Here is a 23,737-nt window from a genome sequence, read left to right on the forward strand (position 1 = left end):
GCCCACCCACTTTATAGCTACGGCTATCGCCAAGAACGGCTTTCTCCCCCTCCCTCCGGGAGACGGTTGGGGTAAGGGCGCCCGCCGCATGCAGACTCGGCGCATTGATGAGCGCCGAGCGCCCTCATTCCCAACCGCTGCCGCTTTGGGGCCTCGCTTCGCTCGCCCGGAGGGAGCAGGGAGCACTCGCATGTTCGGCTCACACGTCATATCCGCATTCTTCTCATGGGAGGACCACCGGCGCGGCTCGCGACCGCTCAGTGGCCCACGCCGATGCGAGCCAACAACTTGGGCACCACCGACTCCGGCACCAATTTTTCGACCGGCGCGCCCAGCGCGGCCAGTTCCCTCACCAGCGAGGACGACAGGTGCGCGTACTCCGGCGAAGGCGCCAGCAACACCGTATCCAAGGCCGGGTAGAGATCGCGATTCATCACCGCCATCTGCTTTTCGTAGTCCACGTCCCCAACCGTGCGCACGCCGCGCACCAGCACCGTGACGCCGTGCGTGCGCGCAAAGTCCACGACCAGACCATCAAAGCCCTGGACCGTGACATTGGTCAGACCGAAGTGCTGAATCACGCCTTCCACCAGCGCGATCCGTTCCTCCAGCGTGAAGCGTGGATTCTTGGACGGATTGAGTCCCACCGCGACGATCAGATTCGGGAACATTGCAGCCGCGCGACGAATGATGTCGGTATGGCCGTAGGTCACCGGATCGAAGGTACCACTGTAGGCAGCGACGACGCTCATCGGATTATTGTCCCGTGTAGCAAACCAGTGCGTAGCTTACCTGACCGGCCCGCTTTTCCTTGAGCACTGTCCAGCCCGGCGGCCATTCCGGCGACGCCGTGCCGCGCCATTCACAATAGACCCGATGCATGGTCTTCAAATGCGCCGGCAGCGCCGCCAGCACCTGCGGCAACAGCGCCGCCTCATAGGGCGGATCGACGAACACCACGTCGTAGCGCTCGGTGTCCTGCGCCAGAAAGCCCAGCGCATCGCCGCCCATCAGCCGCGCCCGTGCACCGGCATCCAGCGTCAGCGTCGCCGCACGCAGAGTCGCCAATTGCGCTGTGCCCCGCTCCACGAAACACACCCGATCCGCGCCGCGCGAGAGCGCCTCCAGGCCCAGTGCACCGCTACCGGCGAACAGGTCAAGGCAGCTTGCACCGTTGATCAGTGGCGCCAGCCAGTCGAACAGCGTCTGCCGCACGCGGTCCGGCGTAGGCCGCACGCCGCCGTCCGGATCAAACTCGACACGGCGCGAACGCCATTGTCCGCCGATGATGCGGAGCTGGCCTTGGGGTCGTTTCATGGAGGCTGCGCTTTTGCAAGGTGGAACGGCCGAGAGCCGGCATTAGAAACCGCGTGGGGGAATTCTTCAAACGGATCGTTCCACCTCTGACCGGCTCAAGACCACCGGAAAACGCTGCGGCTTCCTGGCGCGCGAGACGTCGCTCATCCACGGCAAATCCACGTCGAGAACATCGCGATACAGAAAGAGTACCGAGGCAAGCGCCAGGTTCTGGGTATTTGCCGCCACGTTCAAATCCACCGCCAGATGGCTCAAAAACGCCTCCACCTCCCCCGCACCCATGTTCGCCGGGTGCCGCTTGCCGTGAAACACGATGAAGCGTTTAATCCAGTGGACACAGGTATCCTCCGTTCGCAGGCTCTAGTGCTTGGCGCGTATACGGTAGCGGACCTGTTCCAAGAGCTTGGGAGGCCTTGAATCCAATGCGGCTATGCTTTGAAAAGACGTATTTTCTGATGACATACCCTTTCTCATCAGTCACTTACAAAAATTCTGTACAGATTATACGTCTGATTGGCAGGTTAGGCGTCATCCTGATGTCTAATAAGCGTTGTGCACCAGATTATAGGTGGGAGGATTAACCATGGATTTCGACTATCCCCAGCTTCTTGATGCACTGAAGGCGGAGCTAATCCCCGGCCGAACGGAATCTCACGCGTTTCTCCTGTGGTTTCTCAAGAACTACTATCGCTTGGACGAAATCGAAGCTGCGGACGCGGTGTGCGACGGATTCGATGACAAGGGCATCGACGGCATTTACGTCGATGAAAATTTGGAATGCGTAGATATTTTTCAGTGCAAGCTCGTGCAGAATCCGGTCAAGACTCTCGGGGATACTCAGCTAAAAGAATTTATAGGCACACTTTCTCAGCTTCAAACCGAAGACCAAATAAATGCACTTGCAGCGTCAACCAGCAACGTTGAGCTACGAAACGTCCTTGCTGCTGAAAACGTTGCCACAAAGGTCGCTGAGGGGTTCACGGTTCGAGGAGTATTCCTAACCAATATCAGCGCCGACGGAAATGCGACCACGTTCCTAAAGGTCCGTGATGACTGCAAGCTCTTCGACAAAGACGCTCTGGTCGCGGGGTATATCCATGCTGGGCCTTCCACGCCAGTTGGCACAAAGGTCGAATTTGACATCTTTGGGCAGGAATCATCTGAGCACATTATTGGCGACGCAACAGTAATGTTTGCTCCGCTCAAGGCCAGTGAATTGGTCGGCCTGGATGGCATCGCAAACAACCAACTATTCGCTTGGAACGTGAGAGGGTCACTTGGGCGCACGAAAGTAAATAAGGATATCGGCCGAAGTGTAGACGACGCAGGGGAACACAAGAATTTCCTCATGTTCCACAACGGGCTAACGCTCCTTTGCAACGAACTCAAGCGAACCGGGGACAAAATCGAAGTGTCCGGGTACTCCGTAGTTAACGGTTGCCAAAGCCTCACGAGCCTATATGAGCATAAAGCCAAGATCACGGATGACCTTCGACTCATGGCGAGGTTGATCAAGCTTCCTGCTGGAAGTGATTTGGGCGAAAAAATCACCCATCATAGCAACAACCAGAATCCGATCAATGCCCGTGATATGCAGTCGAACAGTTCCATTCAGCGTCGGCTTCAAAATGAATTTCAGGCCGTTTTCGGTGGGGCCGCCACCTACAGGATCAAGCGTGGGGAGGCTGACGGATCGGTCATCACCATAGACAACGATGAAGCTGGAAGGCTTATGTTGGCGTTTGATCTTGGGCAGCCTTGGACGTGCCACCAGAGCTACAAAATCCTCGACGAATTACATAGCGATATTTACGCCCGGCCGGAGGTAAACGCGCAGCGAATTTACGCTATTTGCGCGCTGGGCGATGTGGTGCTCGACAATCTGGAAAAAATTGACCACAAATTGCTGAGCAGCTACCGCCTAACACGATACTTCTTGATGCACTTGCTTCGTCTCGCGCTTGAAGAAGATCCGGATGGCAAAGCGTTATGCAAAGATCCCCGGGACTATTTAACCTCCCCTGGGAGCCTAGACCGTATGAAGGCGGCTGCAAGCACAGTTATCCGCGACTTGATCATCGACCTGAACGCAGAAGTGAAGGATCGAGACGAAAAAGACAATCCGTTAGATTTCAAACGCGAGCTGAAGAGCCCGAACTCCGTGCGGGACTTGGCGAAGTCAATAATTCCACAGTATCAGAAGGCAGTTGCCCGCGACCGCGCAAGCTCATTCAGCGGCGAGTGGAAATCTTGGCCAAAAAACCCATAGGCGGTGGTCTGGTGCACAACAAATCGCTGCAGTGGACGTTTGACCCGTCGCCTGTTTTTGCTTCCGCAATAACAGCCGCCGCATCAAACGCCCCTGAGCTCAAGCGTTGGGCGGCAAGGAAAGATCAGCTAGTAATTCGAAGCCGAAATACGACCGCGCCTGAAAGCGAAGTGCCGGGGATGCCAGTGCTCGAAAAATATTCATGAGCGCCGATCTATTCATTTCGTACGCCTGGACGTCAGTGGCTCATCGGGAGTGGGTCCGATTGCTTGCTAGCCAACTTCATCTCATTGGCTATGATGTAAAAATCGATGAAGCAGTTGATTATGGATCAAGCTTGAGTGGCTTCATGCAGGAGGTTACGGACGCTAATCATGTTCTGCTTATAGTCGATGAGAATTACGTTGAGCGGGCGAATTACAATCCTGAATCTGGAGTTGGCATCGAAAATAAGTGGATAAGCTCTGCATTTATGGGCAAGCCAGCCGCATGGTTGTCAGTTGTGTTCGTCAGGAACTCTCAGCGTAAGTTGCCTACTTGGCTTGAGGATCACAATCCAAAGGGTTTTGATTTTAACGCCAGCCCTGAAAATAATGAATTTCCAGGGGCGGTCCAGATCAACCAAATCTGGCGGTGGATTGAGGGGTTGCCTGCAGACACAACCCATGCAGTCCCATTGTCTTTGATTCGAAAACGCGCCGCTCGAATTGAGCGTGTCGACGCTCGTCGCGATCCAGCTCTTTATGCGAGTCCTGCTTTAGATGGACGTGTAACTTTTCGCCATGGCGACCATGCTCACTATACGGTCGGTCACGGGGAGTACGAATTCAAAATTGATTTCAGTGGATGTTCGGACGATAGCGTATACGTCTATATAGACAGCGGCCTTAAGGCCGTCGGGCTAATCACCAGTGAAAATTTTGATCCACTCAATGTGGAGTCTTTTCTGACGCCCGGACGAGATGTCACGCCAAGTGTGGGGCAGAAAGTAGTCCTACTAAACCCACACGGAGCACTATGTGTAATAGCCATTGATGAGGTGCAGCGTGAAGTCAACGCTGCAGAGTATGTCCCAGAGCATGTGACTTTCACCTATGAAGTTCTGGTGAATCACTAATGTTCCAAGCGGACGTCGGGGTCAGGTCTTGTTCCGACGTTGACGTCGGGGTCAGACGTTGACGTCGGGGTCAGGTCTTGTTCCTTGCCAAATTTCTTTGGCTTCGCTACGTTCCCGGCATGGCCCGCCCTCTGCGTATCGAATTCCCCGGCGCGATCCATCATGTGATGGCGCGCGGCAATGCCCGTCAAGCTATCTTCCTCAATGACGAAGATCGCGACGCCTACGAGAGCGGACACCGACAACTTCCGCAGATCGGTGCGCACTTCGAGTAGCACTATTCGACTACTCGACGGTAAGCCGGATCGCGCGAGGTGTGGATCGACGGGCTGCGTCAAGGCGCAAGACCTGACCCCGACCTTGGTGTGACCCCGACCTTGGTGCGACCTTTGGTGACCCCGACCTTTCTGGTAGTGCGCCGGTGGTGACAGTTTCGTGGCCGCCGGGCAGGACCGCGAATCTACCGTTCGTCGGCCCGGCGTCGGCCCGGGGGCAATATCGGCGTTATTCCGTGGACAGATCGGTTAGCGTGGAACGGCGGGATCGGCAGAGGGGGACGGCATGGAGACGATGGATCGTCGTGATTTTCTCCGTTTCGGCGGACGGGGCCTCGGTTACGCGGCGCTCGCTCGCGCCTTGGCGGGGTGCGGCGGTGGAGGCGGAAATGGCGGCGATTCGCCGCCCGACGAGCCACCGGTCACCGACACCTTGCCGGCCGCGAGCGCCGAGTCGCAATGGCTCAAGCGCACCAGCTTCGGTGTGACGCCCGAATCGCTGAGCGACATACAAAGCCTCGGCATCGAGGCTTATTTCGAGCAGCAACTCAATCCCGGTCTGCTCGACGATCTGGCGGTCGAAACCCAGGTCGCGCTGCGTTTTCCCTTGGCCAATGCCGGCCCGACGGCGCTGCGCGCCGGCTATCCGGACAATCAGACCACGATCGTCCAGCACATCGAGGCGGCGACCTACTTCCGCGCGTATTTCTCGCCGCGCCAGCTCTACGAGGTCATGGTCGAGTTCTGGCACACGCATTTCAGCATCCAGATTCTCAACGGTGTCGCGCCGATCTTTCACCCTTCGTACGATGCCGACGTGATCCGCCCGAACGCGCTGGGCCGTTTCGGCGAACTGCTGCTGGCGGTCGCCAGAAGCCCGGCGATGGTCTACTACCTCGACAATTTCCTGAACTTCGTCGATAGCCCGCAGGAAAACTACGCGCGCGAGTTGATGGAGCTGCATACACTCGGCGTGGACGGCGGCTACACCGAGCAGGACGTCAAGGAAGTCGCACGCTGCTTCACCGGCTGGACGATCAACAGCAACACCGCGCGCTTTCAATTCGTCGCGGCGCTGCACGATGACGGCCCCAAGACCGTACTCGGCCATGCCATCGCCGCTGGTGGCGGCATCAGCGATGGCGAGCAGGTACTCGAGATCCTGGCCGCGCACCCGTCGACGGCGCAGTTCATCGCCCGCAAGCTGTGCCGGCGTTTCGTCGCCGACCAGCCGCCACCGGGCCTCGTCGATGACATCGCCGCCGTTTATGTTTCGACGGACGGCGACATCAGCGCAATGCTGCGTGCGCTGTTCGCCGCCTCGGACTTCAGCGAGCTGCGGGACGCCAAGTTCCTGCGCCCGACCGAGTTCCTCGGTCAGATGCTGCGGGCGATGAATGCACCCAACGATTTTCCGTCCGGCGACCGCTGGAGCATCTATTTCTATCTGCTGCAGTTGCTCGGCCAAGTGCCGTTCTACTGGGTGCTGCCGAACGGCTATCCCGACGTCGCCGCCTATTGGGCGACGACCAGCGGTCTGCTCAACCGCTGGCGCATCGCGCTGGTACCGGGCATTCCGGATTTTCAGGACCTGTTCGACCTTTCGCGGCTCAGCGCCGAGGCCGGCACGATCGCCGAACTGGTCGACGCCGTGGCCGCGAACCTGCTGTTCCGTCCGCTTGCCGATGAGGACCGGCAAGGACTGATCGACTATCTGAGCGCGCAGGCCGGCGTCGATGCCGACATCTCGCTCGGCGCCGAGGCGCTGCGCGCGCTGACCGCGGTGTCGGCAGCCCTGCTCGTCAGCTCCGCCTATTTCCAGCTTCGCTGAGGTGAGCGCCATGCCCCTAAGCCGCCGTGATCTGCTCAAAGGTGCCAAGGCCGCGACCGGCAACGTGCTGGTCTGCATTTTCCAGCGTGGTGCCGCGGATGGTCTGAACTGTCTGGTGCCGTATGGCGACCCCGGTTACTACGCGAGACGCACGCGCATCGCGATTCCGCCGCCCGGACAGTCGGGCGGGGCGCTCGATCTGAATGGGTTCTTCGGACTCAATCCGGCCGCCGCCTCGATGCGTACGCTCTACGATGCCGGCCGTCTGGCGCTGGTGCATGCCGCCGGTGTGCCGCACGGCACGCGTTCGCACTTCGATGCGCAGGCGCGCGTCGAGGAAGGCATTGCCGCCGGGCTTGCGCTCGACACCGGCTGGATCGGCCGCCACCTCGCCGCCACGGCCTCGGCCGCCGACCGGCCGTTCCGGGCGACCTCGCTGTCCGGTGCGGTTCCGACCTCGCTGCTCGGCGCGCCCGATCCGCTGGCGGTCTCGGAAATCGACGCCTTCGGTCTCGGTGATCTCGGCGGCACGCCGTACCAGGACACGCTGGCGGCGCTGTTTCGCGAATCGGTGCCATACGCCGGCACCGCGCAGACCGCGCTTGCGGCCATGGACGAACTGGCGGCCGCCGACCCCGGACAGTTCATGCCGGCAAACGGCGCCGAATATCCCCCCGGCGAGGCCGGTTCGAAGTTGCTGCAGACGGCGCAACTGATCAAAGCCGATCTCGGCGTCGAGGTGGTCTGTCTCGACCTCGGTGGCTGGGACCATCACGAAAACGAGAACAACTATTTGCCGACCTCGCTCGGCGGTCTGGCCGATGCGTTGCTGGCCTTCGACACCGACCTGGGTGCGCAGATGGAGCGCGTCACCGTCATCGCGATGACCGAGTTCGGGCGTCGCGTTGGCGACAATGCGTCCAATGGCACCGACCACGGTACCGGCTCGCTGTTCTATGCGCTCGGCGGCGGCGTTGCCGGTGGCCAGATTGCCGGCCCTTGGCCAGGGCTCGCCGACGCTCAGCTCGCCAGCGGCGAGGATCTGGCGATCACGACCGATACGCGCGGCCTGCTCGCGCAGTGCCTGGAGCGGCGTCTAGGCAACGCCGACGCACTGGGACTGTTTCCCAGTTACACGCCGGCAACGGTGCCGGAGCTGTTCGTCTGAATCAGGTGGATCGGGCGGACCGTCGAGCGCCCCGGCCCACAAAAATGACACTCGCCGGCCATCGTCTCGTGCAGCCTCGGGTATTCCGTGCCGCCCATGTAAGACGTCGGGGTCAGGACGCCGGGGTCAGACGCCGGGGTCAGGTCTTGTTCCTAAGACGCCGGGAACGCCGGGGTCAGGTCTTGTTCCTTGCCAAATTTTTTTTGGCTTCGCTACGTTCCCGGCATGACCCGCCCTCTGCGTATCGAATTCCCCGGCGCGATCCATCATGTGATGGCGCGCGGCAATGCCCGTCAAGCAATCTTCCTCAATGACGAAGATCGCGACGCCTACGAGAGCGGACACCGGCAACTTCCGCAGATCGGTGCGCACTTCGGGTAGCACTACTCGACTACTCGACGGTAAGCCGGATCGCGCGAGGTGTGGATCGGCGGGCTGCGTCAAGGCGCAAGACCTGACCCCGACCTCTGCTCGTGTCCAAATATGCTTGACTCCGAAAGACGGTATCTACTGGCGCGTCTTACTTTGATACCGCCGGTACCCGGCCGTAGACGTCGTCGAAGCGAACGATATCGTCCTCACCGAGATACGAACCGCTCTGCACCTCGATCAGTTCAAGCAAAACCTTGCCCGGGTTTTCGAGGCGATGTGTCACGCCCAGCGGGATATAGGTGGACTGGTTTTCCGTCAGCATCTGTACGTTGTCACCGACGGAGACCATCGCCGTGCCGGAGACCACCACCCAATGCTCGGCACGATGGTGATGCATCTGCAGGGACAGCTTCTGCCCCGGCTTCACGGTGATGTACTTCACCTGGAAGCGTGATCCCAGGGACAGGGTTTCATAGCTGCCCCAGGGCCGCAAAACCGTGGCGTGCTGATGTGCTTCGCTACGCTTGCTGGCGCGCAGCCGCGAGACGATTTTCTTCACGTCCTGCGTGCGACTCTTGTCAATGACCAGCACCGCATCCTTGGTTTCGACGATCACGCTGTCCTTGATACCGCAGGCGGCTACCAGGCGGCTCTCGGCGTGCACCAGGGTGCCGCTGCAATCGTCGAACACCACATCGCCCGACGAGACGTTGCCGTCACCGTCGGCTCCCAGCAACTCCAGAAAGTTCCAGCTTCCGACGTCGTCCCAGCCACAATCCATCGGCACGACCACGGCGCGGGCAGTCCGCTCCATCACCGCGTAATCGATCGAATCAGACTCGATCACGCGAAAGGATGGCGGCAAGCGAATGAAATCCAGATCCTTGCTCGCGCCTTCCAGAGCCACGCGCACGCCATCGAGCATTTCCGGCTTGAACCGGGCCAGTTCGCTCAGAAAGGTCTTGGCCTTGAACAGGAACAGGCCGGCGTTCCAGTAATAGTCGCCTGCGTCCAGATAGCTCTGCGCAAGGGCTTCGTCCGGCTTTTCCACGAACGCGGCGACCGTGAATGCGCAGGCGTCCAGCGCTGCGCCCTGCTGGATGTAGCCGTAGCCGGTTTCCGCACGCGTCGGCTTGATACCGAAAGTGACGATATGGTCCTGGGCAGCCGCGGCGCAGGCGGACACCGCACAAAGACCGAAGGCCGGGGCATCCGCCACGTAGTGATCCGCCGCCATCACGAACAGCTGTGCGTCGTCGCCATAGCGCTTTTGGGCGTGCAGCGCGGCAATCGCGGCGGCCGGCGCGGTGTTGCGGCCTTCCGGTTCCAGGATGATCGTGGCATTGGCGATCCCGATCTCGCGCAGCTGCTCCGCCACGATGAAACGGTGCTGCTCGCCGCACACCACGATCGGGGCCGCCGCGCCTTCGATCGCCTGCGCGCGCAAGGCCGTGTGCTGCAGGAGCGTGTGATCACCAAACAGCTTGAGAAACTGCTTGGGGTAGGACTCACGCGACAAGGGCCACAGACGGGACCCAGTGCCTCCAGCGATCAAAACGGGAATCAGCATCTCACTATCCTCTTCGGGGTTTCGGGCCGGCTACAGGCGACTTGTGATGAATCATAACCAATGCTCGCGCCTCTACATGTTCGACGGCGAGCCTCCCGTCATTCCGGGGCCGCGCAGCGGAACCCGGAATGACGAGACCAGCGGCGGGTTCTACAGCCTCAATCCACGCCACCGATCAGCGCCAGAATTTCGGCCGTCCGCGTCTTCATCAGGTCAATATCTCCACGCGATTCCACGTTGAGCCGCAATACCGGCTCGGTGTTCGATCCCCGAAGGTTGAATCGCCAGTCCGCGAATTCCAGACTCAATCCATCCGTACGGTCATCCACCAAGGCTTGGGGTGCGTAGCGCGCCTCGATGCGGGCAATGGTTTCAGTAATGCTGTCGACACGGCGGTTGATCTCGCCGCTGGACGGAAACTTGGCGATACGCTGCTCCACCAACGACGACAAGGTTTCACCGCGAACGGACATCAGCGCCGCCACCAGCAACCAAGGGATATTGCCGTTGTCGCAATAGGCGAATTCGCGGAAGTAGTGATGCGCGCTCATTTCGCCGCCGTAGATCGCATCTTCCAGCCGCATGCGTTCCTTGATGAAGGCGTGGCCGGTCTTGGACAGCACCGGCACACCGCCGGCCGCCGTGACCACGTCCACCGTGTTCCAGGTCAATCGCGGGTCGTGGATGATCTTGGCACCGGGCTCGCGCTTGAGCATCGTCTCCGCCAGCAATCCGACGATGTAGTACCCCTCGATGAACTCGCCACGCTCGTCGAACAGAAAACAGCGGTCGAAGTCCCCGTCCCAGGCCACGCCGAAATCCGCGCCGGATTCGACCACCGCCTTCGAGGTGCTGGCGCGGTTCTCCGGCAGCAGCGGGTTGGGGATGCCATTGGGGAAATCGCCGTCCGGCTCGTGGTGGATGCGCACGAACTCGAAAGGCAGGTGCGGCGCCAGCGCATCGATCAGCAGACCGGCGCCGCCGTTGCCGGCGTTGACCACGATCTTCAGCGGCCGCAAGGGCATGTCCTTGACGTAGGCAAGCAGATGCTGGACGTAGGCCCCGCGACACGAAACCTCGCGCATCGCGCCAAGCTCGGCCGGCAGCTCGCTGTCGTCCTCACGCGTGGCACGCTCCAGATCGTTGAGCCCGCTGTCCCCGGAAATCGGCAGAGCCCCCCTGCCGACCAGCTTCATGCCGTTGTACTCCATGGGATTGTGCGAGGCCGTCACCATGATTGCGCCGTCCACGCCCGGCTGCTGCGCGGCGAAATAGGTTTCTTCCGTTCCGCCCAGGCCCAGGTCGATCACATCCACCCCGCGCGATGCCAGCCCGGCCGCCAAGGCCTGCTGCAAAGGCAGACTCGTGTGCCGGACATCGCGCCCCAGCGCCACGCAGGCGGGTTGATAACGATCGGCATAGGCCCGCCCCAGGCGATAGGCCAGGGTCGGATTCAATTCGTCCGGTACCTTGCCCCGAAGGTCATAGGCCTTGAAGCAGCTCAGTTTTTCCATGAATTATTCTGGAACGCTTGATGTGTTGGCTGGACGCAACGGCCATGCCGGCCTGCCAGGGTAACGCCTATCGTGCCGGACCAAGCTGGATTTTCAGGTCGCCCCGGCGCAGCAGTCCCTGGCGGTCGCCGCCAGGCCGGGAAAGATCCTGAGCAGCTTCCTGTCCGACGTGACCAGCAGTTTACCCAGGCTCTGCGCCAAGGCAACGAACTCACTATCGTAGGCCGAGCACCCGTGCTTCGCCGCCACGGACAGAACGGAGAGGGAATCAATCTCGTACTCACCGCCCGCCATCAGGTTTTCGGCCTGATGCTGTATCTGACAGGCGGTTTCAAAATCGACGACGTCTTTCGCTGGTACAAGGCCAATATGTTGCGAAACTCGCTTCTCCAAGGCCGAGGAGCCAGCCAGGCGCGATCGAACTCCAGCAAGAGTTCCACATTCGGCGTTTCCGTCGTCGGCAGATACAAATACGCGATCATATTGGTATCAACCACAATCATTACCACAATCATTTTCGGCCTTCGTTCCTGGCGGCTTCCACGTCCTTGACGTTGATGCGTCGGACTTTTACTTGCTGGCGCAGCAGCCTGGCCGTGGCCACCATTTCTTGCGGACTGGTCTTCCGGGGCATCGTCTTCTGGGGCATCAATGCAGATTCCAGGCAATGAATCAGCTCGCTGTTGATACTGCGACGGTGCACTTGCGCCGAGCGCTTGAGGTGTCCGTACAGCTCCTCAGGTATGTTTTTTTATGGTCAGTGCGGGCATGACCTCAACGCCTACGGTTCGATCGAGAGGGTTCCATTGTGGTTGCAATATAAAGCCCTTTCAATCCGAACCGAGCTGGCGCCCGCTATTTCCGAAAACCCGGTCGCCGTTCAGGGATCCGCGCGGCGAAACGCCTGCTCCCCGGCGGCGCCCGATTCATCCATCGCGCAGCCGGGTGGACTGCAGTATCATCGCGCCCCGTTTGCCCCACCCAGAAAAACGGGAACCCTGCCGTGGATACTTCGCTTGCCGAACGCGTCGGCCGCATCAAGCCGTCCCCCACCCTCGCCATCACCGCCAAGGCCGCAGAACTGCGTGCCGCCGGGCAGGATGTGCTCTCCCTGAGCGCCGGCGAGCCGGACTTCGACACCCCCGAGCACATCAAGCAAGCCGCAATCAAGGCTATTCGCGACGGCTTCACCAAGTACACCGCGGTCGGCGGCACGCCGAGCCTGAAAAAGGCGATCATCGCCAAGCACGAGCGGGACAACGGCCTGAAGTACGAGCCGGCCCAGGTCGTTGCTTCGGTCGGCGGCAAGCAGGCCTGCTACAACCTGTGCCAGGCACTGCTCAACGACGGCGACGAAGTCATCATCCCGGCGCCGTACTGGGTGTCCTACCCAGACATGGCGCTGCTGGCCGGCGGCGTTCCGATGGTCGTGGAAACCGCCGCCGAAACGCGGCTGAAGATGACGCCGGCGCAGCTCGAAGCCGCGATCACGCCCAGGACCCGGCTGCTGTTCCTCAACAGCCCGTCCAACCCCTCCGGCATGGCCTACACCAAGGCGGAGCTTGCGGCGCTGGGCGAGGTCCTGCTCAAGCATCCGCGCATCGTCATCGCCAGCGATGACATGTACGAAAAAATCCTGTGGGCGCCGGAACCCTTCGCCAACATCGTCAACGCCTGCCCGGAGCTGTACGAGCGCACCGTCGTCATCCACGCCGTCTCCAAGACCTATTCGATGACCGGCTGGCGCCTCGGCTGGGCCTGCGGGCCGAAGTGGATCATCTCCGCGATGAGCAAGATCCAGTCGCAGTCCACCTCCAACCCCACCTCCATCGCCCAGGTTGCGGCCGAAACCGCGCTCAACGGCGACCAGGCCTGCGTCGCGGAAATGACCGCAGCGTTCAAGGCCCGGCACGACCGCCTGGTGGCAGACCTCAACGCGATCGACGGCATCGAATGCGCCCCGGGCGACGGCACCTTCTACGCCTTCCCCGATTTCGCCGGCGCCATCCGGCGCCTGGGGCTGGAAAACGACCTGGCGCTGGGCGACCTGTTGCTGCAAAAGGCCCTGGTCGCCCTGGTACCCGGTTCCGCATTCGGTTCGGAAGGATTCGCCCGGCTGTCTTTCGCCACCAGTGAAACGGTGCTGGAACAAAGCGTGCACCGCATCCGCGAAGCGCTCGCCTAACAGAGAATGCCTTTGACCTTCTCCCTCCGGGAGAAGGTGGCGAGAAGCCGTCGGATGAGGGCGCTTTTCGCCGGCTCACACCGATCAGGGTCGGGCCAATACCAGGCAACAATCATCGTGCCGGCCGGACACCGGGAAGGAACAATCAGGCAGGCGTTGCGCGCCTCACCCCGGCTCACTACAATGCGCGCCCACGACGATATTCCCGGATAGCTCAGTCGGTAGAGCAAGTGACTGTTAATCACTGGGTCGTTGGTTCGAGTCCAACTCCGGGAGCCATACAATCAATGATTTGGAAGTGGTTGAATCGCAACATATGCCTCACTTCCAAAACTTTTCCAAAACTCGTCACTGAGCCGCGCTCTGCCGATGCTCAAGAACCGGGGCCTGTAGCCCTCTTATTTACGACGGAGTCTGCGCGGCACGCCCCGGCTCCTTGAGCACCTGCACCGGCGTTTCGTCCGCGTGTATCACCGGCTGGCCGAGCAGTTGGTCCCGCAAAGCCAGATACAGCGGTGTCAGCCGGTCGGCGGCCTGGATCATCCAGTTGCCAGCGTCGTGCGCGACAGCTCGATGCCATCTTCGTAAAAACCCTCTTCCAGCCGGTACAGCGGCATCGCGCGCTGGTACTTCTCGGCAATCACGTGTGCCAGCAGATTAGCGGTCGGCAGGCGCCGGGGCGGTCTTGATGCCCTCGCTGCAGGCCCGGCTTGGCGCGCGGGCTCGTCGCAGCGGCGGGCTTTCCCACGGGCACGGCGCAGGCTGGCGCCGTCGAAATGCTGCGCCAGGCCCAGCACCACACCTGATGTCAGCCGCTCTTCAATACCGGCGCTCGCCAGCGCTTCGATCGCCGGAACCTCATCCTCGATCGTGATCGGAATCAGCTGCACGACATCGCGTGCCTTGGCTTTCCCCAGTCGCCGCCGCCAGTCGTAAAAACTCCACGCACTCAATCCATGCATCCGGCAGTAGCCGGCAACGCTCAGCTTGCTCGCGCGCTGCGCGTCCACCAGTTGCCGCCAGTACTCCGACCCTCGTGACTTCGACATCGCTGCGTCCCTCCGCAGCTGCCTGAATGAAGGGACGCATCCTGACGCAGCGCGTCAGCTCACTGAAGGTGGGAGGATTTGGCGCTTACCCCAGGCCAGCACCTCCGGATGGGCATCCGCCAGGTCAACATGGCCTGCAACTCCAAGCCAATCTCGTGCTCGGCGTTGCGTTCGAATATACTAGTCTGGACGTTGCGTTCCATACGCATCGGTTACCCAGTTTTTTGTTGGTAAATCAATGATTTAACGACCATGGTTTTACCAGCTTAACGAGGGTTTTATCGCCATTTGTCGGAAAACGACAGCACTATCAAAATATTAGCGTTTCTGGACGGAAACCAATCTAAGTAAAGGGGCGTCGCACCGCCGATCCCGCGAGCCCGTGCAAGTTAATACGGAGTCAAAAGTCCCATGTTCAAAAAAAGAACCGCCACCGGCTGGCCCCGCCATCCGGTCGTGCACGCTGCCCTTCTCGTCTCGCTGCTGGCGCTGGCCGGTGCACAGACCGCACGTGCTGGCACCGCCGTCGACGCCCAACGACTAGCCGAAGCCGATCAGGAGCTTGGAAACTGGATCCAGCATGGCCGCACGCAGTCCGAGCAACGCTACAGCCCGCTCGATCAGATCAACGCTGGCAATGTCGACGACCTGGGTCTGGCCTGGTATCTGGATCTGGGAACCAAGCGCGGACTGGAAGGCACGCCGCTGGTGGTCGATGGCGTTCTTTACTTCACCGGAACCTGGAGCGCGGCCTACGCGGTCGATGCCCGCAGCGGCAAGCTGCTGTGGAAAAACGACCTGAACGTCGATCGCGACCGCGGCCAATTCGCCTGCTGCGACGTGGTCAATCGCGGCATGGCGATGTGGAACAACAAGCTCTACGTCGGCACCATCGACGGCCGTCTCGTCGCGCTCGACGCGACCACCGGCGAGGTCGTCTGGGACAAGCTCACCGTGGACCTCGAACGCCCGTACACCATCACCGGCGCACCGCGCGTGGTCAAGGGCAAGGTGCTCATCGGCAATGGCGGCGCCGAGTACGGCGTACGCGGCTACGTCAGTGCCTACGACGCCGAAACCGGCGAGCTGGCCTGGCGCTTCTACACCGTGCCGGGCGCTCCGTCGCAGCCGTTTGAAAACCCGGTTCTGGAAAAGGCGGCGGCAACCTGGGATGCCGCGGACAAGTACTGGGAGATCGGCGGCGGCGGCACGGTCTGGGACTCGATGGCCTACGACCCGGATCTTGACCTGCTCTATATCGGCGTTGGCAACGGCACTCCCTGGAACAAGGAAATCCGCAATCCGGCCGGCGGTGACAACCTGTTCCTGTCTTCGATCGTCGCACTGCGCCCCGAGACCGGCGAATACGTCTGGCACTACCAGACCACGCCAGGTGAAGGCTGGGACTACACCGCTACCCAGCATCTGATTCTTGCGGACGTTGAAATCGAGGGCGAGGAACGCCCTGTCATCATGCAGGCCCCGAAGAACGGTTTTTTCTATGTCCTCGATCGCCGGGACGGGCGTCTGATCTCGGCCGAAAACTATGTGCACGTCTCCTGGGCCAAGGAAATCGATCTCAAGACCGGCCGGCCGGTCGAAACTGATAACAGCTACAAGGAGCACGGCGTCTACCAGTTCCCCTCGCCGATGGGCGGTCACAACTGGCAGCCGATGTGCTTCCATCCCGAAACCGGCTATGTGTACATCCCGGCGCGCGAGCTGGCCATGATGTACCGGCAGGACGAAGGCTTCCAGTACAACCCGAACTTCTGGAACGTCGGCATGGAGGTGATGAAGGATATCACCGTGCCGGCGTGGGTGCCTGCGGAACTGGTCGAAAAAGTCGGCGCGGCCACGGCCCAGGGATTCCTGCTGGCGTGGGATCCGGCGCGACAGCGCGAGGTCTGGCGGCACAACAGCGATAGTCCCTGGAACAGCGGCGCGCTGTGCTCTGGCAGCAACCTGGTATTCGAAGGCACTGGCCGTGGTTACCTGGACGCCTACGACGCTGCCACCGGCAAACGACTCTGGCACTATGATGTTCAGCAGGGCGTGATCGGCTCGCCGGTCACCTACACCGTGGATGGTGAGCAATATGTTTCCGTGCTTGTGGGCTGGGGCGGCGCTTTCGGCCTGTCCTTCGGCTTTGCCAGCAATACACGGCAGGCACCCTCGGTTGAGGGACGTCTGCTGACTTTCAAGCTCGGCGGACAGACGCAGCTGCCGCCGGTGGAACGCCTCCGCCGCCTGCCCGAACCGCCACCGCAGACCGCCAGCGATGAGGAAATCGAGCAAGGCGCCAAGCTCTATCATCACTACTGCGTGTACTGCCACGGCCCTGGCGCGATCAGCCATCCGAATCTGGCCGACCTGCGCTACATGGATGCCGAGACCCATCGCACCTTTGACGCCATCGTTCTGGGCGGCGCGCAGCGCGACCGCGGCATGGTGTCCTTCGCCGGCACCATCAGTCCCGAGCAGTCGCAGCTCATTCATGCCTATCTGATCGAACTGGGACACAACACCCTGGAGACCGAGCGGACGCGCGGCTCGCTATGGTCGCGGATCAAGTCCGGAACCTATACCGCGCTCGCCCAGGTGGCCGAATGGGGCGTCGCCCTGCTCAGGTGGTTCAAGAACGCGGCAGACTGAGAACTTGTGACATTCCAGCGCTCAGGCCGGCCAGGGATGGCCGACGAAATGCGCGGAACGTACACTTCTTTACAGACTCTGTCTTCAGGACGACAGTGATCGAGCGGGAGCAGGCTCATGAGCCGCGTATACAACTTATGAGATGCCCGTGGACCGGCCCGCACCGGAGGTGGCCGCGCTGTACGCCAACCCGGCGTATTTACGAGCACCGCAGCCGGTGGGTCGGCGCCTGGAACCTGAGCCCGGTCGATTCCCGCAACGAGGACGGGCGCGTCGTTCTGTCTCACAACCATGAACATGAAGGCAGTGGTTCCCCTGCCGGCCTTCGCACAGCGCCTGATCGGCGAAGCGCTCCGCGTGACGCAGCACTACACCTGGGATCCGCGGCGTCAGACCGGTGTCCTGCACATCACCCCCTCGATACTGCCGATCAGGCTCGAAGGAACCCTGCAGGTGCCCCCCCACCCGGAAAGAAGTCGGGTCAGCAGTCACTGGCGCATCGAATGCCGCATTCCGCTGGTTGGGCACAAGATCGACAACTGCTGCTTATGAACTGCGCACACGGCTGGAGATGGAGCACAAGACGTTACCGGAGTACGATGCGTCGAATCGGACTAACAAACGTTAGGTTGACAACCGCCCAGTCTGGAGCCAGACTCCCCCTAACGCGACCGCATCCTTAGGGTAACCGCATCCTTGGGCGGTCGGTATCCAGCGGGAGTTCTCGAGAGCAACGATCATGAACCTAGCCCTCCGCATTGACAGTCCCGTCGGGGCATCCGAGCCGATGCTCCGCGTCTTCGAATCCCAGCGCGACACCGCCCTGAGGTGGCGACAGTCCAGCGCGGAAGAACGCGTCGTTCGCATCCGCAAGCTGCGCGACGCCGTGCAGGCCGCGGCTGACGATATCCGGCGCGCAGCGGCAGCCGACTTCCGCAAACCCGAAGTCGAGGTGAACCTGACCGAGCTGTTCACCGTGATCTCGGAAGCGAACATGGCCATGCGCAGGCTGCGGCGCTGGATGAAGCCGACGCGTGCTGGCTTCACCCCGCTGATGGCTGGCACCCAGGGGCGCATCGAGTATCAGCCGCGCGGGCGCTGCCTGATCATTTCCCCGTGGAACTACCCGGTCAACCTCACGTTCTGCCCGCTGGTCCTGGCGCTGGCCGCCGGCAATACCGCCATCCTCAAGCCCTCGGAAATGACGCCGAACCTGTCGGCGGTCATGCAGAAGATCATCGACCAGACCTTTGCACCGGATGAAGTGGCGCTGTTCCAGGGCGATGCCGAAGCGTCCAAGACGCTGCTGGACCTGCCCTTCGACCACATCTTCTTCACCGGCGCACCGGCGCTGGGCAAGGTCGTGATGACGGCCGCAGCGAAGAACCTCACCAGTGTGACACTGGAGCTGGGCGGCAAGAGCCCCACCATCATCGATGCCAGCGCCGACCTGAAAACCGCGGTGCAGAACATCTGCTGGTCCAAGTTCATGAACAACGGGCAGACCTGCATCGCTCCTGACCACCTTTTCGTACACGAATCGGTGGCCGACTCCTTTGTAGAACTGGCAAAGGCGCGCCTGGCCGAGGTTTTCGGCGCCGACGACGAAGCGAGGTTCCGCTCACCCGATCTGGCTCGCATCGTCAATGATCGCCATACAGCGCGCGTCAAGCGCCTGCTCGACGATGCCTGTGCCAAGGGCGCCCGTATCGTGGCGGGCGGCGATGTGCGCGAAGGTGAGCGCTACATCGCACCCACCCTGCTCGAACAAGTGCCAGACACCGCAGCCGTGATGCAGGAGGAAATCTTCGGCCCGCTGCTGCCCATCATCCGCTTTCGCGAGCTGGACGAGGTGGTGGATCGAATCAATGCCGGCGAGAAGCCCTTGGCGCTCTATCTCTGGACGCGGGACCGGGCACGCGCACGACAGATCCTTGATCGCACTTCATCCGGCGGTGCCTGCGTCAACAACACCGTGGTCCACGCGCTGCATCCGCTACTGCCGTTCGGCGGCGTCAATCACTCCGGCATCGGCAGCACGCACGGCGAGTTCGGTTTCCGCAGCTTCTCGCACGCCCGCGCGGTCACCGACACACGTATCGGGCTCACGCAACTGTTCTATCCGCCCTACACCCCGCGGGTGAAGTCACTGATCCGACTGGTGATGCGCTGGTTCGCCTGATTCCCTCGTCAGCGCCATCGACCGCGCGGCACCGGCCCCGTTTCATTGGGGCCGGTGTTGCCGCGTCACCGGTTTTTCCGCATATCCGTTTGAATATCATCAGGAGTACAGACCAATGAAAACTTCCGTTGTCGTCGCCGGCGTCGGCATGGTGCCGTTCGCCAAGCCGGGCACGTCCGCACCCTACTACGACATGGGCACCGAGGCCGCACGCCGAGCGCTGGCCGATGCCGGTCTGGACTACAACAAGGTCCAGCAGGCCTACGTCGGCTACGTCTACGGTGACTCCACCTGCGGTCAGCGCGCGCTGTATCCGGTGGGCATGACGGGCATCCCCGTCGTCAACGTCAACAACAACTGCTCGACCGGGTCGACCGCGCTGTTCCTGGCACGCCAGGCAGTTGAATCCGGGGCCGTCGACTGCGTGATCGCGCTGGGCTTCGAGCAGATGAAGCCGGGCGCGCTCGGCAGCTACTTCGACGACCGCCCGACCCCGTTCGAACCTTTCGATCAGGTTTGCAATGAGCTCGTCGGCCAGCCCGAAGTGCCGCTGGCCATTCGCTACTTCGGTGGCGCAGGGATGGCGCATATGGAGAAGTACGGCACCAAGGCCGAGACCTTCGCCAAGATCCGCGCCAAGGCCAGCCGTCACGCGGCCAAGAACCCGGTTGCCCTGTTCCGCAAGGAGATCAGCGTGGAGGAGGTCATGGATTCGCCAACACTGATCGGCCCCATGACGCGTTTGATGGCCTGTCCGCCAACCTGCGGTGCGGCGGCGGCGATCGTCTGCTCCGAGGCCTTTGCGAAGGCCAACGGCTTGGACATGCGTGTGCGCATCGCGGCGCAGGCCATGACGACCGATACGCCCAGCACCTTCGAAGCACGCAACATGATGCAACTGGTGGGCAGCGACATGGCACGTGCGGCCGCCGACCAGGTATACGCCGCCGCAGGCATCGGTCCTGAGGACGTTGACGTCGTGGAACTCCACGACTGCTTCGCCACCAATGAGCTGCTGACCTACGAGGCGCTGCGCCTGGCTCCCGAGGGGGGCGGCGAAAAAATGGTCGAGGACGGCGATAATACCTACGGCGGACGCGTCGTGACCAACCCCTCGGGCGGGCTGCTGTCGAAGGGCCATCCGCTGGGTGCGACCGGCTTGGCGCAGTGCACGGAGCTGGTCCAGCAGCTGCGCGGACAGGCCGAAGACCGTCAGGTCGAAGGCGCGCGCGTGGCCCTTCAGCACAATTTGGGTCTGGGCGGCGCCTGCGTGGTCACCCTGTACCAGGCTGTCTGAGCAGGAGCGCATGCCATGATCGACGTGCGGCATATCGGCCTGCAGCTTCCCACCGTCAGCTTCGAGGTCGAAAGAGGGCGCTTGCGCTTCTTCGCCAAGGCCACCGGCGAGACGCGGCCCGAGTATCTGGACGAGGACGCGGCGCGCGCCGCCGGTTATCGCAGCCTGCCGGCGCCCCCCACCTTTCTGATGGGCGCCGACCTGGACGCCGGCACCATGACCACCCTGCTCGACCAGCTGGGCGTGCCGATCGGGCGCATCCTGCACGGTGAACAGAGCTTCACCTACCATGCGCCGGTATGCGCCGGCGACGTGCTCAGCGTCGAATCGCGAATCAGTGACATCTACAGCAAGAAGGGCGGCGCGCTGGAGTTCATTGTCAAGGATTCGGTCATCAAGGACACGCAGGGCAAGACTGTCGTTGAGGTCCGCAGCATCATCGTCGTGCGCAACCCTCAGGAGAAGTCGGCATGAATGCAGTGCGCAAAGAGCAAGTCGAGGTTGGGCAGGAGCTACCGGCACTGAAGCTGCCGCCGATCACACGCACCACCCTTGCATTGTTTGCCGGCGCCTCCGGCGACCATAACCCGATCCATATCGATATTGATTTCGCCAAGTCCGCCGGAATGCCGGATGTGTTCGCACATGGCATGTTGTCGATGGCCTATCTCGGTCGCTTCCTGACCCAGTGGGTACCACAGTCGCAGCTGCGGCACTTCGCCGTGCGTTTTTCCGCGATCACTCCGGTGCACGCCAAATTGACCTGCAGCGGAAAGGTGGCCGAGCTGCTTGAGCGTGATGGAGTCGCGCTGGCCAAGCTTGAGATCGGCGTGGTCGACGAGAAGGGCGAGGTCAAGCTCGCCGGCGACGCGCTGGTTGCGCTCGCCTGAATCGAAAGTTCTTCACTCAACGGGGCAACACATCCCATGAAACTCAAAGACAAAGTGGCCATTGTTAGCGGCTCGGGCCGCGGTATCGGCCGTGAGATTGCACTCAAGCTGGCCAGCGAAGGCGCCCATGTCGTCGTCAACGATCTGGACGCGGCCCCAGCCGATGACACCGTGGCTGCGATCCGTGATCTAGGTGGGCAAGCGGTCGCCTGCGCAGGCAGCGTCACCGAGGACGGCTTTGCCGAGCGCTTCGTCAACACTGCGATCGAACAGTTTGGCGGCCTGGACATCATCGTCAACAACGCCGGTTACACCTGGGACAATGTCATTCAAAAAATGACCGACGAGCAGTGGCAGGCGATCATGGATGTGCACTGCACGGCGCCGTTTCGCATCCTGCGCGCCGCCTCGGAGTTCATCCGGGTCCAGGCCAAGAAGGAAGCTGCCGAAGGCCAGGAGGTCTTCCGCAAGGTCGTCAACATTTCGTCGATCGCCGGCACCGGCGGTAACGCCGGCCAGGCCAACTACTCGGCGGCCAAGGCCGGCATCATTGGCCTGACCAAGGCCATGTCCAAGGAGTGGGGTCGCCTCAAGGTCAACGTCAACTGCGTGGCCTTCGGTCTGATCAAGACACGGCTGACCGAAGCGGCGGCCGGCAGCGACGCGAACATCGACGTTGAAGGTCGCAAGATCAAGGTCGGCGTCAACCCTGACCTGCTCAAGACCATGGAGGCCATGGTGCCACTGGGCCGCAGCGGCACACCGGCCGAGGCCGCAGGCGCGGTCTACCTTTTCTGCACACCGGAGTCGGACTACATCAGCGGTCAAGTCCTGCTCTGCGGCGGCGGATTTTCGATGTAACTACCCGTGCATTCCGGAGCTACGCCTTGTCCAATTACGCCTCCCCCTGGATGAACGAGGAACTGGAACTGTTCCGCGACAACGTCCGCAAATTCATCGCCGCTGAAATCACCCCATTCGAAGAACAATGGAATGAAGAGCAAGCCGTAAACCGGGATCTCTGGTCCAAGGCCGGCGCTGCGGGCCTGCTCTGCACAGACGTGCCCGAAGCGTTTGGTGGGGCGGGCGGGACCTTCGCGCACGAGGCGGTGATCCTCGAAGAGCAGGCCCGTGCCGGGAACACCAGCTGGGCCAAGGGGGTGCACGAGATCGTCACCCACTACATCGTCGGCTGCGGCACGCTGGAGCAGAAGCAGCGCTGGCTACCGAAGCTGGTCGCCGGTGAAATGGTCGGCGCCATTGCCATGACCGAACCCGGTACCGGTTCCGACCTGCAGGCAGTGCGCACGCGAGCCGAACGTCAGGGCGACGATTATGTCGTCAACGGCGCCAAGACCTTCATCTCCAACGGCCAGCATTGCGGGCTGCTCATCATCGTCTGCAAGACCGATGCCGCCGAAGCCGCCAAGGGCATCTCGCTGCTCGTTGTCGAACAGCCTCACATACAGCCCGGATTTCGGCGCGGTCGTCTACTGCACAAGATCGGCCAGAAGGGCCAGGACACCGCCGAACTCTTCTTTGAAGATCTGCGGGTTCCCGCCGAAAATCTACTCGGCGGTCGGGAGGGGCTGGGCTTCTACCAGCTGATGAACCAGCTGCCACGCGAGCGCCTGATCATCGGTGTCGGGGCCATCGCGGCCGCCGAGGCCGCACTGGAGCACACGCTGGCCTACACACGCGAACGCAAGGCCTTCGGCAAGCGTCTGCTCGAATTCCAGAATACCCGCTTCAAACTGGCCGAGCGCAAGACCGAGCTGACAATCGGTCGCGTGTTCATCGACCACTGCATCGAGCGCCTGCTCGAAGGCAAGCTTGATGCTGCAACGGCCTCCATGGCGAAGTGGTGGGGCACACAGAAGCAATGCGAGATTGTCGATGAGTGTCTGCAGTTTTTCGGCGGCTACGGCTACATGCTGGAATATCCGATCGCGCGCTTCTATGCCGACGCCCGCGTGCAGAAGATTTACGGCGGCACCAACGAGATCATGAAAGAGCTCATTGCCCGCACGCTGGAGTGAGTTCCCC

At 61.6% G+C, this 23,737-nt stretch carries 23 protein-coding genes, 1 tRNA gene and 2 pseudogenes; 17 read left to right on the top strand and 9 right to left on the bottom strand.

The annotated features are described in order from the left end of the window. Positions 1-257 precede the first annotated feature (257 nt). The 3 genes from coaD to RM530_RS01840 all read right to left on the bottom strand — a co-directional run bounded on the left by coaD (position 258) and on the right by RM530_RS01840 (position 1,674). On the bottom strand, positions 258-752 hold the full coding sequence (gene coaD, locus RM530_RS01830) for a pantetheine-phosphate adenylyltransferase (protein WP_311363499.1): 495 nt from the start codon (positions 750-752) through the stop codon (positions 258-260). Between the two features lie 4 nt (positions 753-756). Beyond that, positions 757-1,317: a 16S rRNA (guanine(966)-N(2))-methyltransferase RsmD gene (rsmD, locus tag RM530_RS01835; RefSeq protein ID WP_311363500.1), complete on the bottom strand. Its 561-nt coding sequence runs from the start codon at positions 1,315-1,317 to the stop codon at positions 757-759. 66 nt (positions 1,318-1,383) lie between these two features. Then, entirely contained in the window at positions 1,384-1,674 is a 291-nt protein-coding gene (locus tag RM530_RS01840) for a phage integrase N-terminal SAM-like domain-containing protein (RefSeq protein WP_311363652.1), read from the bottom strand. A gap of 226 nt (positions 1,675-1,900) precedes the next feature. Here RM530_RS01840 and RM530_RS01845 point away from each other — a divergent pair, with 226 nt between their 5' ends. The 7 genes from RM530_RS01845 (at position 1,901) to RM530_RS01875 (ending at position 8,358) form a co-directional block, all read left to right on the top strand. After that, a complete protein-coding gene (locus RM530_RS01845) occupies positions 1,901-3,586 on the top strand; it encodes an AIPR family protein (RefSeq protein ID WP_311363501.1) in 1,686 nt (561 codons plus the stop codon). Continuing rightward, on the top strand, positions 3,568-3,792 hold the full coding sequence (locus RM530_RS01850) for a hypothetical protein (RefSeq protein WP_311363502.1): 225 nt from the start codon (positions 3,568-3,570) through the stop codon (positions 3,790-3,792). Before RM530_RS01845 ends, RM530_RS01850 begins: the two co-directional genes overlap by 19 nt. Further along, on the top strand, positions 3,789-4,703 hold the full coding sequence (locus tag RM530_RS01855) for a toll/interleukin-1 receptor domain-containing protein (RefSeq protein ID WP_311363503.1): 915 nt from the start codon (positions 3,789-3,791) through the stop codon (positions 4,701-4,703). The genes RM530_RS01850 and RM530_RS01855 overlap by 4 nt, the downstream gene beginning before the upstream one ends. Positions 4,704-4,822: 119 nt before the next feature. After that, a complete protein-coding gene (locus tag RM530_RS18910) occupies positions 4,823-4,978 on the top strand; it encodes a hypothetical protein (protein WP_311363504.1) in 156 nt (51 codons plus the stop codon). Between the two features lie 286 nt (positions 4,979-5,264). Then, a complete protein-coding gene (locus RM530_RS01865) occupies positions 5,265-6,809 on the top strand; it encodes a DUF1800 domain-containing protein (RefSeq protein ID WP_311363505.1) in 1,545 nt (514 codons plus the stop codon). Positions 6,810-6,819: 10 nt separating this feature from the next. Then, positions 6,820-7,977, top strand: a complete 1,158-nt coding sequence (locus tag RM530_RS01870) for a DUF1501 domain-containing protein (protein ID WP_311363506.1) — start codon at positions 6,820-6,822, stop codon at positions 7,975-7,977. Positions 7,978-8,202: 225 nt separating this feature from the next. After that, positions 8,203-8,358, top strand: coding sequence for a hypothetical protein (locus RM530_RS01875; RefSeq protein WP_311363507.1), 156 nt, complete (start codon positions 8,203-8,205; stop codon positions 8,356-8,358). Between the two features lie 139 nt (positions 8,359-8,497). Here RM530_RS01875 and RM530_RS01880 read toward each other — a convergent pair whose 3' ends face one another. The 5 genes and pseudogenes from RM530_RS01880 to RM530_RS18605 form a co-directional block, all read right to left on the bottom strand. Continuing rightward, the gene (locus tag RM530_RS01880; RefSeq protein WP_311363508.1) at positions 8,498-9,919 is read right to left on the bottom strand and encodes a mannose-1-phosphate guanylyltransferase/mannose-6-phosphate isomerase; all 1,422 of its coding nucleotides are present in this window, start codon (positions 9,917-9,919) and stop codon (positions 8,498-8,500) included. Positions 9,920-10,077: 158 nt separating this feature from the next. Further along, positions 10,078-11,433 carry a phosphohexomutase domain-containing protein gene (locus RM530_RS01885; protein ID WP_311363509.1) on the bottom strand — a complete coding sequence of 452 codons (1,356 nt, stop codon included), beginning with the start codon at positions 11,431-11,433 and terminating at the stop codon, positions 10,078-10,080. A gap of 93 nt (positions 11,434-11,526) precedes the next feature. After that, positions 11,527-11,826: a type II toxin-antitoxin system VapC family toxin gene (locus tag RM530_RS01890; protein ID WP_311363510.1), complete on the bottom strand. Its 300-nt coding sequence runs from the start codon at positions 11,824-11,826 to the stop codon at positions 11,527-11,529. Between the two features lie 118 nt (positions 11,827-11,944). After that, positions 11,945-12,082 (bottom strand): hypothetical protein, encoded by a 138-nt coding sequence (locus tag RM530_RS01895; protein ID WP_311363511.1) that lies wholly within the window; start codon positions 12,080-12,082, stop codon positions 11,945-11,947. Between the two features lie 12 nt (positions 12,083-12,094). Next, positions 12,095-12,178 (bottom strand): annotated as a pseudogene (locus tag RM530_RS18605) (Arc family DNA-binding protein); the annotation flags it as partial. A gap of 258 nt (positions 12,179-12,436) precedes the next feature. Here RM530_RS18605 and RM530_RS01900 point away from each other — a divergent pair. After that, complete coding sequence (locus RM530_RS01900; protein ID WP_311363512.1) at positions 12,437-13,618, top strand: pyridoxal phosphate-dependent aminotransferase; 1,182 nt, start codon at positions 12,437-12,439, stop codon at positions 13,616-13,618. A 203-nt stretch (positions 13,619-13,821) separates the two neighbouring features. Further along, positions 13,822-13,897 (top strand) — tRNA-Asn (locus RM530_RS01905). 123 nt (positions 13,898-14,020) lie between these two features. Here RM530_RS01905 and tnpA read toward each other — a convergent pair. After that, a pseudogene (tnpA, locus tag RM530_RS18915) lies at positions 14,021-14,667 on the bottom strand (IS66 family insertion sequence element accessory protein TnpA). Between the two features lie 411 nt (positions 14,668-15,078). Here tnpA and RM530_RS01915 point away from each other — a divergent pair. From RM530_RS01915 to RM530_RS01950, 8 genes are all read left to right on the top strand, one after another. After that, positions 15,079-17,322, top strand: coding sequence for a PQQ-dependent dehydrogenase, methanol/ethanol family (locus tag RM530_RS01915; protein WP_311363513.1), 2,244 nt, complete (start codon positions 15,079-15,081; stop codon positions 17,320-17,322). A 291-nt stretch (positions 17,323-17,613) separates the two neighbouring features. Next, positions 17,614-17,874, top strand: coding sequence for a DUF2505 family protein (locus RM530_RS01920; RefSeq protein ID WP_311363514.1), 261 nt, complete (start codon positions 17,614-17,616; stop codon positions 17,872-17,874). A 187-nt stretch (positions 17,875-18,061) separates the two neighbouring features. Next, entirely contained in the window at positions 18,062-19,504 is a 1,443-nt protein-coding gene (locus RM530_RS01925; RefSeq protein ID WP_311363515.1) for an aldehyde dehydrogenase family protein, read from the top strand. 115 nt (positions 19,505-19,619) lie between these two features. Beyond that, complete coding sequence (locus tag RM530_RS01930) at positions 19,620-20,801, top strand: lipid-transfer protein (protein WP_311363516.1); 1,182 nt, start codon at positions 19,620-19,622, stop codon at positions 20,799-20,801. A gap of 15 nt (positions 20,802-20,816) precedes the next feature. Beyond that, on the top strand, positions 20,817-21,275 hold the full coding sequence (locus RM530_RS01935) for a MaoC family dehydratase N-terminal domain-containing protein (protein WP_311363517.1): 459 nt from the start codon (positions 20,817-20,819) through the stop codon (positions 21,273-21,275). Continuing rightward, the gene (locus RM530_RS01940; RefSeq protein ID WP_311363518.1) at positions 21,272-21,691 is read left to right on the top strand and encodes a MaoC family dehydratase; all 420 of its coding nucleotides are present in this window, start codon (positions 21,272-21,274) and stop codon (positions 21,689-21,691) included. Before RM530_RS01935 ends, RM530_RS01940 begins: the two co-directional genes overlap by 4 nt. A 36-nt stretch (positions 21,692-21,727) precedes the next feature. Next, positions 21,728-22,552 carry an SDR family NAD(P)-dependent oxidoreductase gene (locus tag RM530_RS01945; protein WP_311363519.1) on the top strand — a complete coding sequence of 275 codons (825 nt, stop codon included), beginning with the start codon at positions 21,728-21,730 and terminating at the stop codon, positions 22,550-22,552. 50 nt (positions 22,553-22,602) lie between these two features. Further along, positions 22,603-23,730 carry an acyl-CoA dehydrogenase family protein gene (locus tag RM530_RS01950; protein WP_349256154.1) on the top strand — a complete coding sequence of 376 codons (1,128 nt, stop codon included), beginning with the start codon at positions 22,603-22,605 and terminating at the stop codon, positions 23,728-23,730. The last annotated feature ends 7 nt before the right edge of the window (positions 23,731-23,737 follow it).

This window comes from Banduia mediterranea, assembly GCF_031846245.1.
GTDB lineage: Bacteria > Pseudomonadota > Gammaproteobacteria > Nevskiales > Nevskiaceae > Banduia > Banduia mediterranea.

Bases quoted from the DNA above. Each gene is read 5' to 3' on its own strand.
- coaD (WP_311363499.1), bottom strand. From the start codon at position 752: ATGAGCGTCGTCGCTGCCTACAGTGGTACCTTCGATCCGGTGACCTAC.
- rsmD (WP_311363500.1), bottom strand. From the start codon at position 1,317: ATGAAACGACCCCAAGGCCAGCTCCGCATCATCGGCGGACAATGGCGT.
- RM530_RS01845 (WP_311363501.1), top strand. From the start codon at position 1,901: ATGGATTTCGACTATCCCCAGCTTCTTGATGCACTGAAGGCGGAGCTA.
- RM530_RS01855 (WP_311363503.1), top strand. From the start codon at position 3,789: ATGAGCGCCGATCTATTCATTTCGTACGCCTGGACGTCAGTGGCTCAT.
- RM530_RS18910 (WP_311363504.1), top strand. From the start codon at position 4,823: ATGGCCCGCCCTCTGCGTATCGAATTCCCCGGCGCGATCCATCATGTG.
- RM530_RS01865 (WP_311363505.1), top strand. From the start codon at position 5,265: ATGGAGACGATGGATCGTCGTGATTTTCTCCGTTTCGGCGGACGGGGC.
- RM530_RS01870 (WP_311363506.1), top strand. From the start codon at position 6,820: ATGCCCCTAAGCCGCCGTGATCTGCTCAAAGGTGCCAAGGCCGCGACC.
- RM530_RS01875 (WP_311363507.1), top strand. From the start codon at position 8,203: ATGACCCGCCCTCTGCGTATCGAATTCCCCGGCGCGATCCATCATGTG.
- RM530_RS01880 (WP_311363508.1), bottom strand. From the start codon at position 9,919: ATGCTGATTCCCGTTTTGATCGCTGGAGGCACTGGGTCCCGTCTGTGG.
- RM530_RS01885 (WP_311363509.1), bottom strand. From the start codon at position 11,433: ATGGAAAAACTGAGCTGCTTCAAGGCCTATGACCTTCGGGGCAAGGTA.
- RM530_RS01895 (WP_311363511.1), bottom strand. From the start codon at position 12,082: ATGCCCCAGAAGACGATGCCCCGGAAGACCAGTCCGCAAGAAATGGTG.
- RM530_RS01915 (WP_311363513.1), top strand. From the start codon at position 15,079: ATGTTCAAAAAAAGAACCGCCACCGGCTGGCCCCGCCATCCGGTCGTG.
- RM530_RS01920 (WP_311363514.1), top strand. From the start codon at position 17,614: ATGAACATGAAGGCAGTGGTTCCCCTGCCGGCCTTCGCACAGCGCCTG.
- RM530_RS01925 (WP_311363515.1), top strand. From the start codon at position 18,062: ATGAACCTAGCCCTCCGCATTGACAGTCCCGTCGGGGCATCCGAGCCG.
- RM530_RS01930 (WP_311363516.1), top strand. From the start codon at position 19,620: ATGAAAACTTCCGTTGTCGTCGCCGGCGTCGGCATGGTGCCGTTCGCC.
- RM530_RS01935 (WP_311363517.1), top strand. From the start codon at position 20,817: ATGATCGACGTGCGGCATATCGGCCTGCAGCTTCCCACCGTCAGCTTC.
- RM530_RS01940 (WP_311363518.1), top strand. From the start codon at position 21,272: ATGAATGCAGTGCGCAAAGAGCAAGTCGAGGTTGGGCAGGAGCTACCG.
- RM530_RS01945 (WP_311363519.1), top strand. From the start codon at position 21,728: ATGAAACTCAAAGACAAAGTGGCCATTGTTAGCGGCTCGGGCCGCGGT.
- RM530_RS01950 (WP_349256154.1), top strand. From the start codon at position 22,603: ATGAACGAGGAACTGGAACTGTTCCGCGACAACGTCCGCAAATTCATC.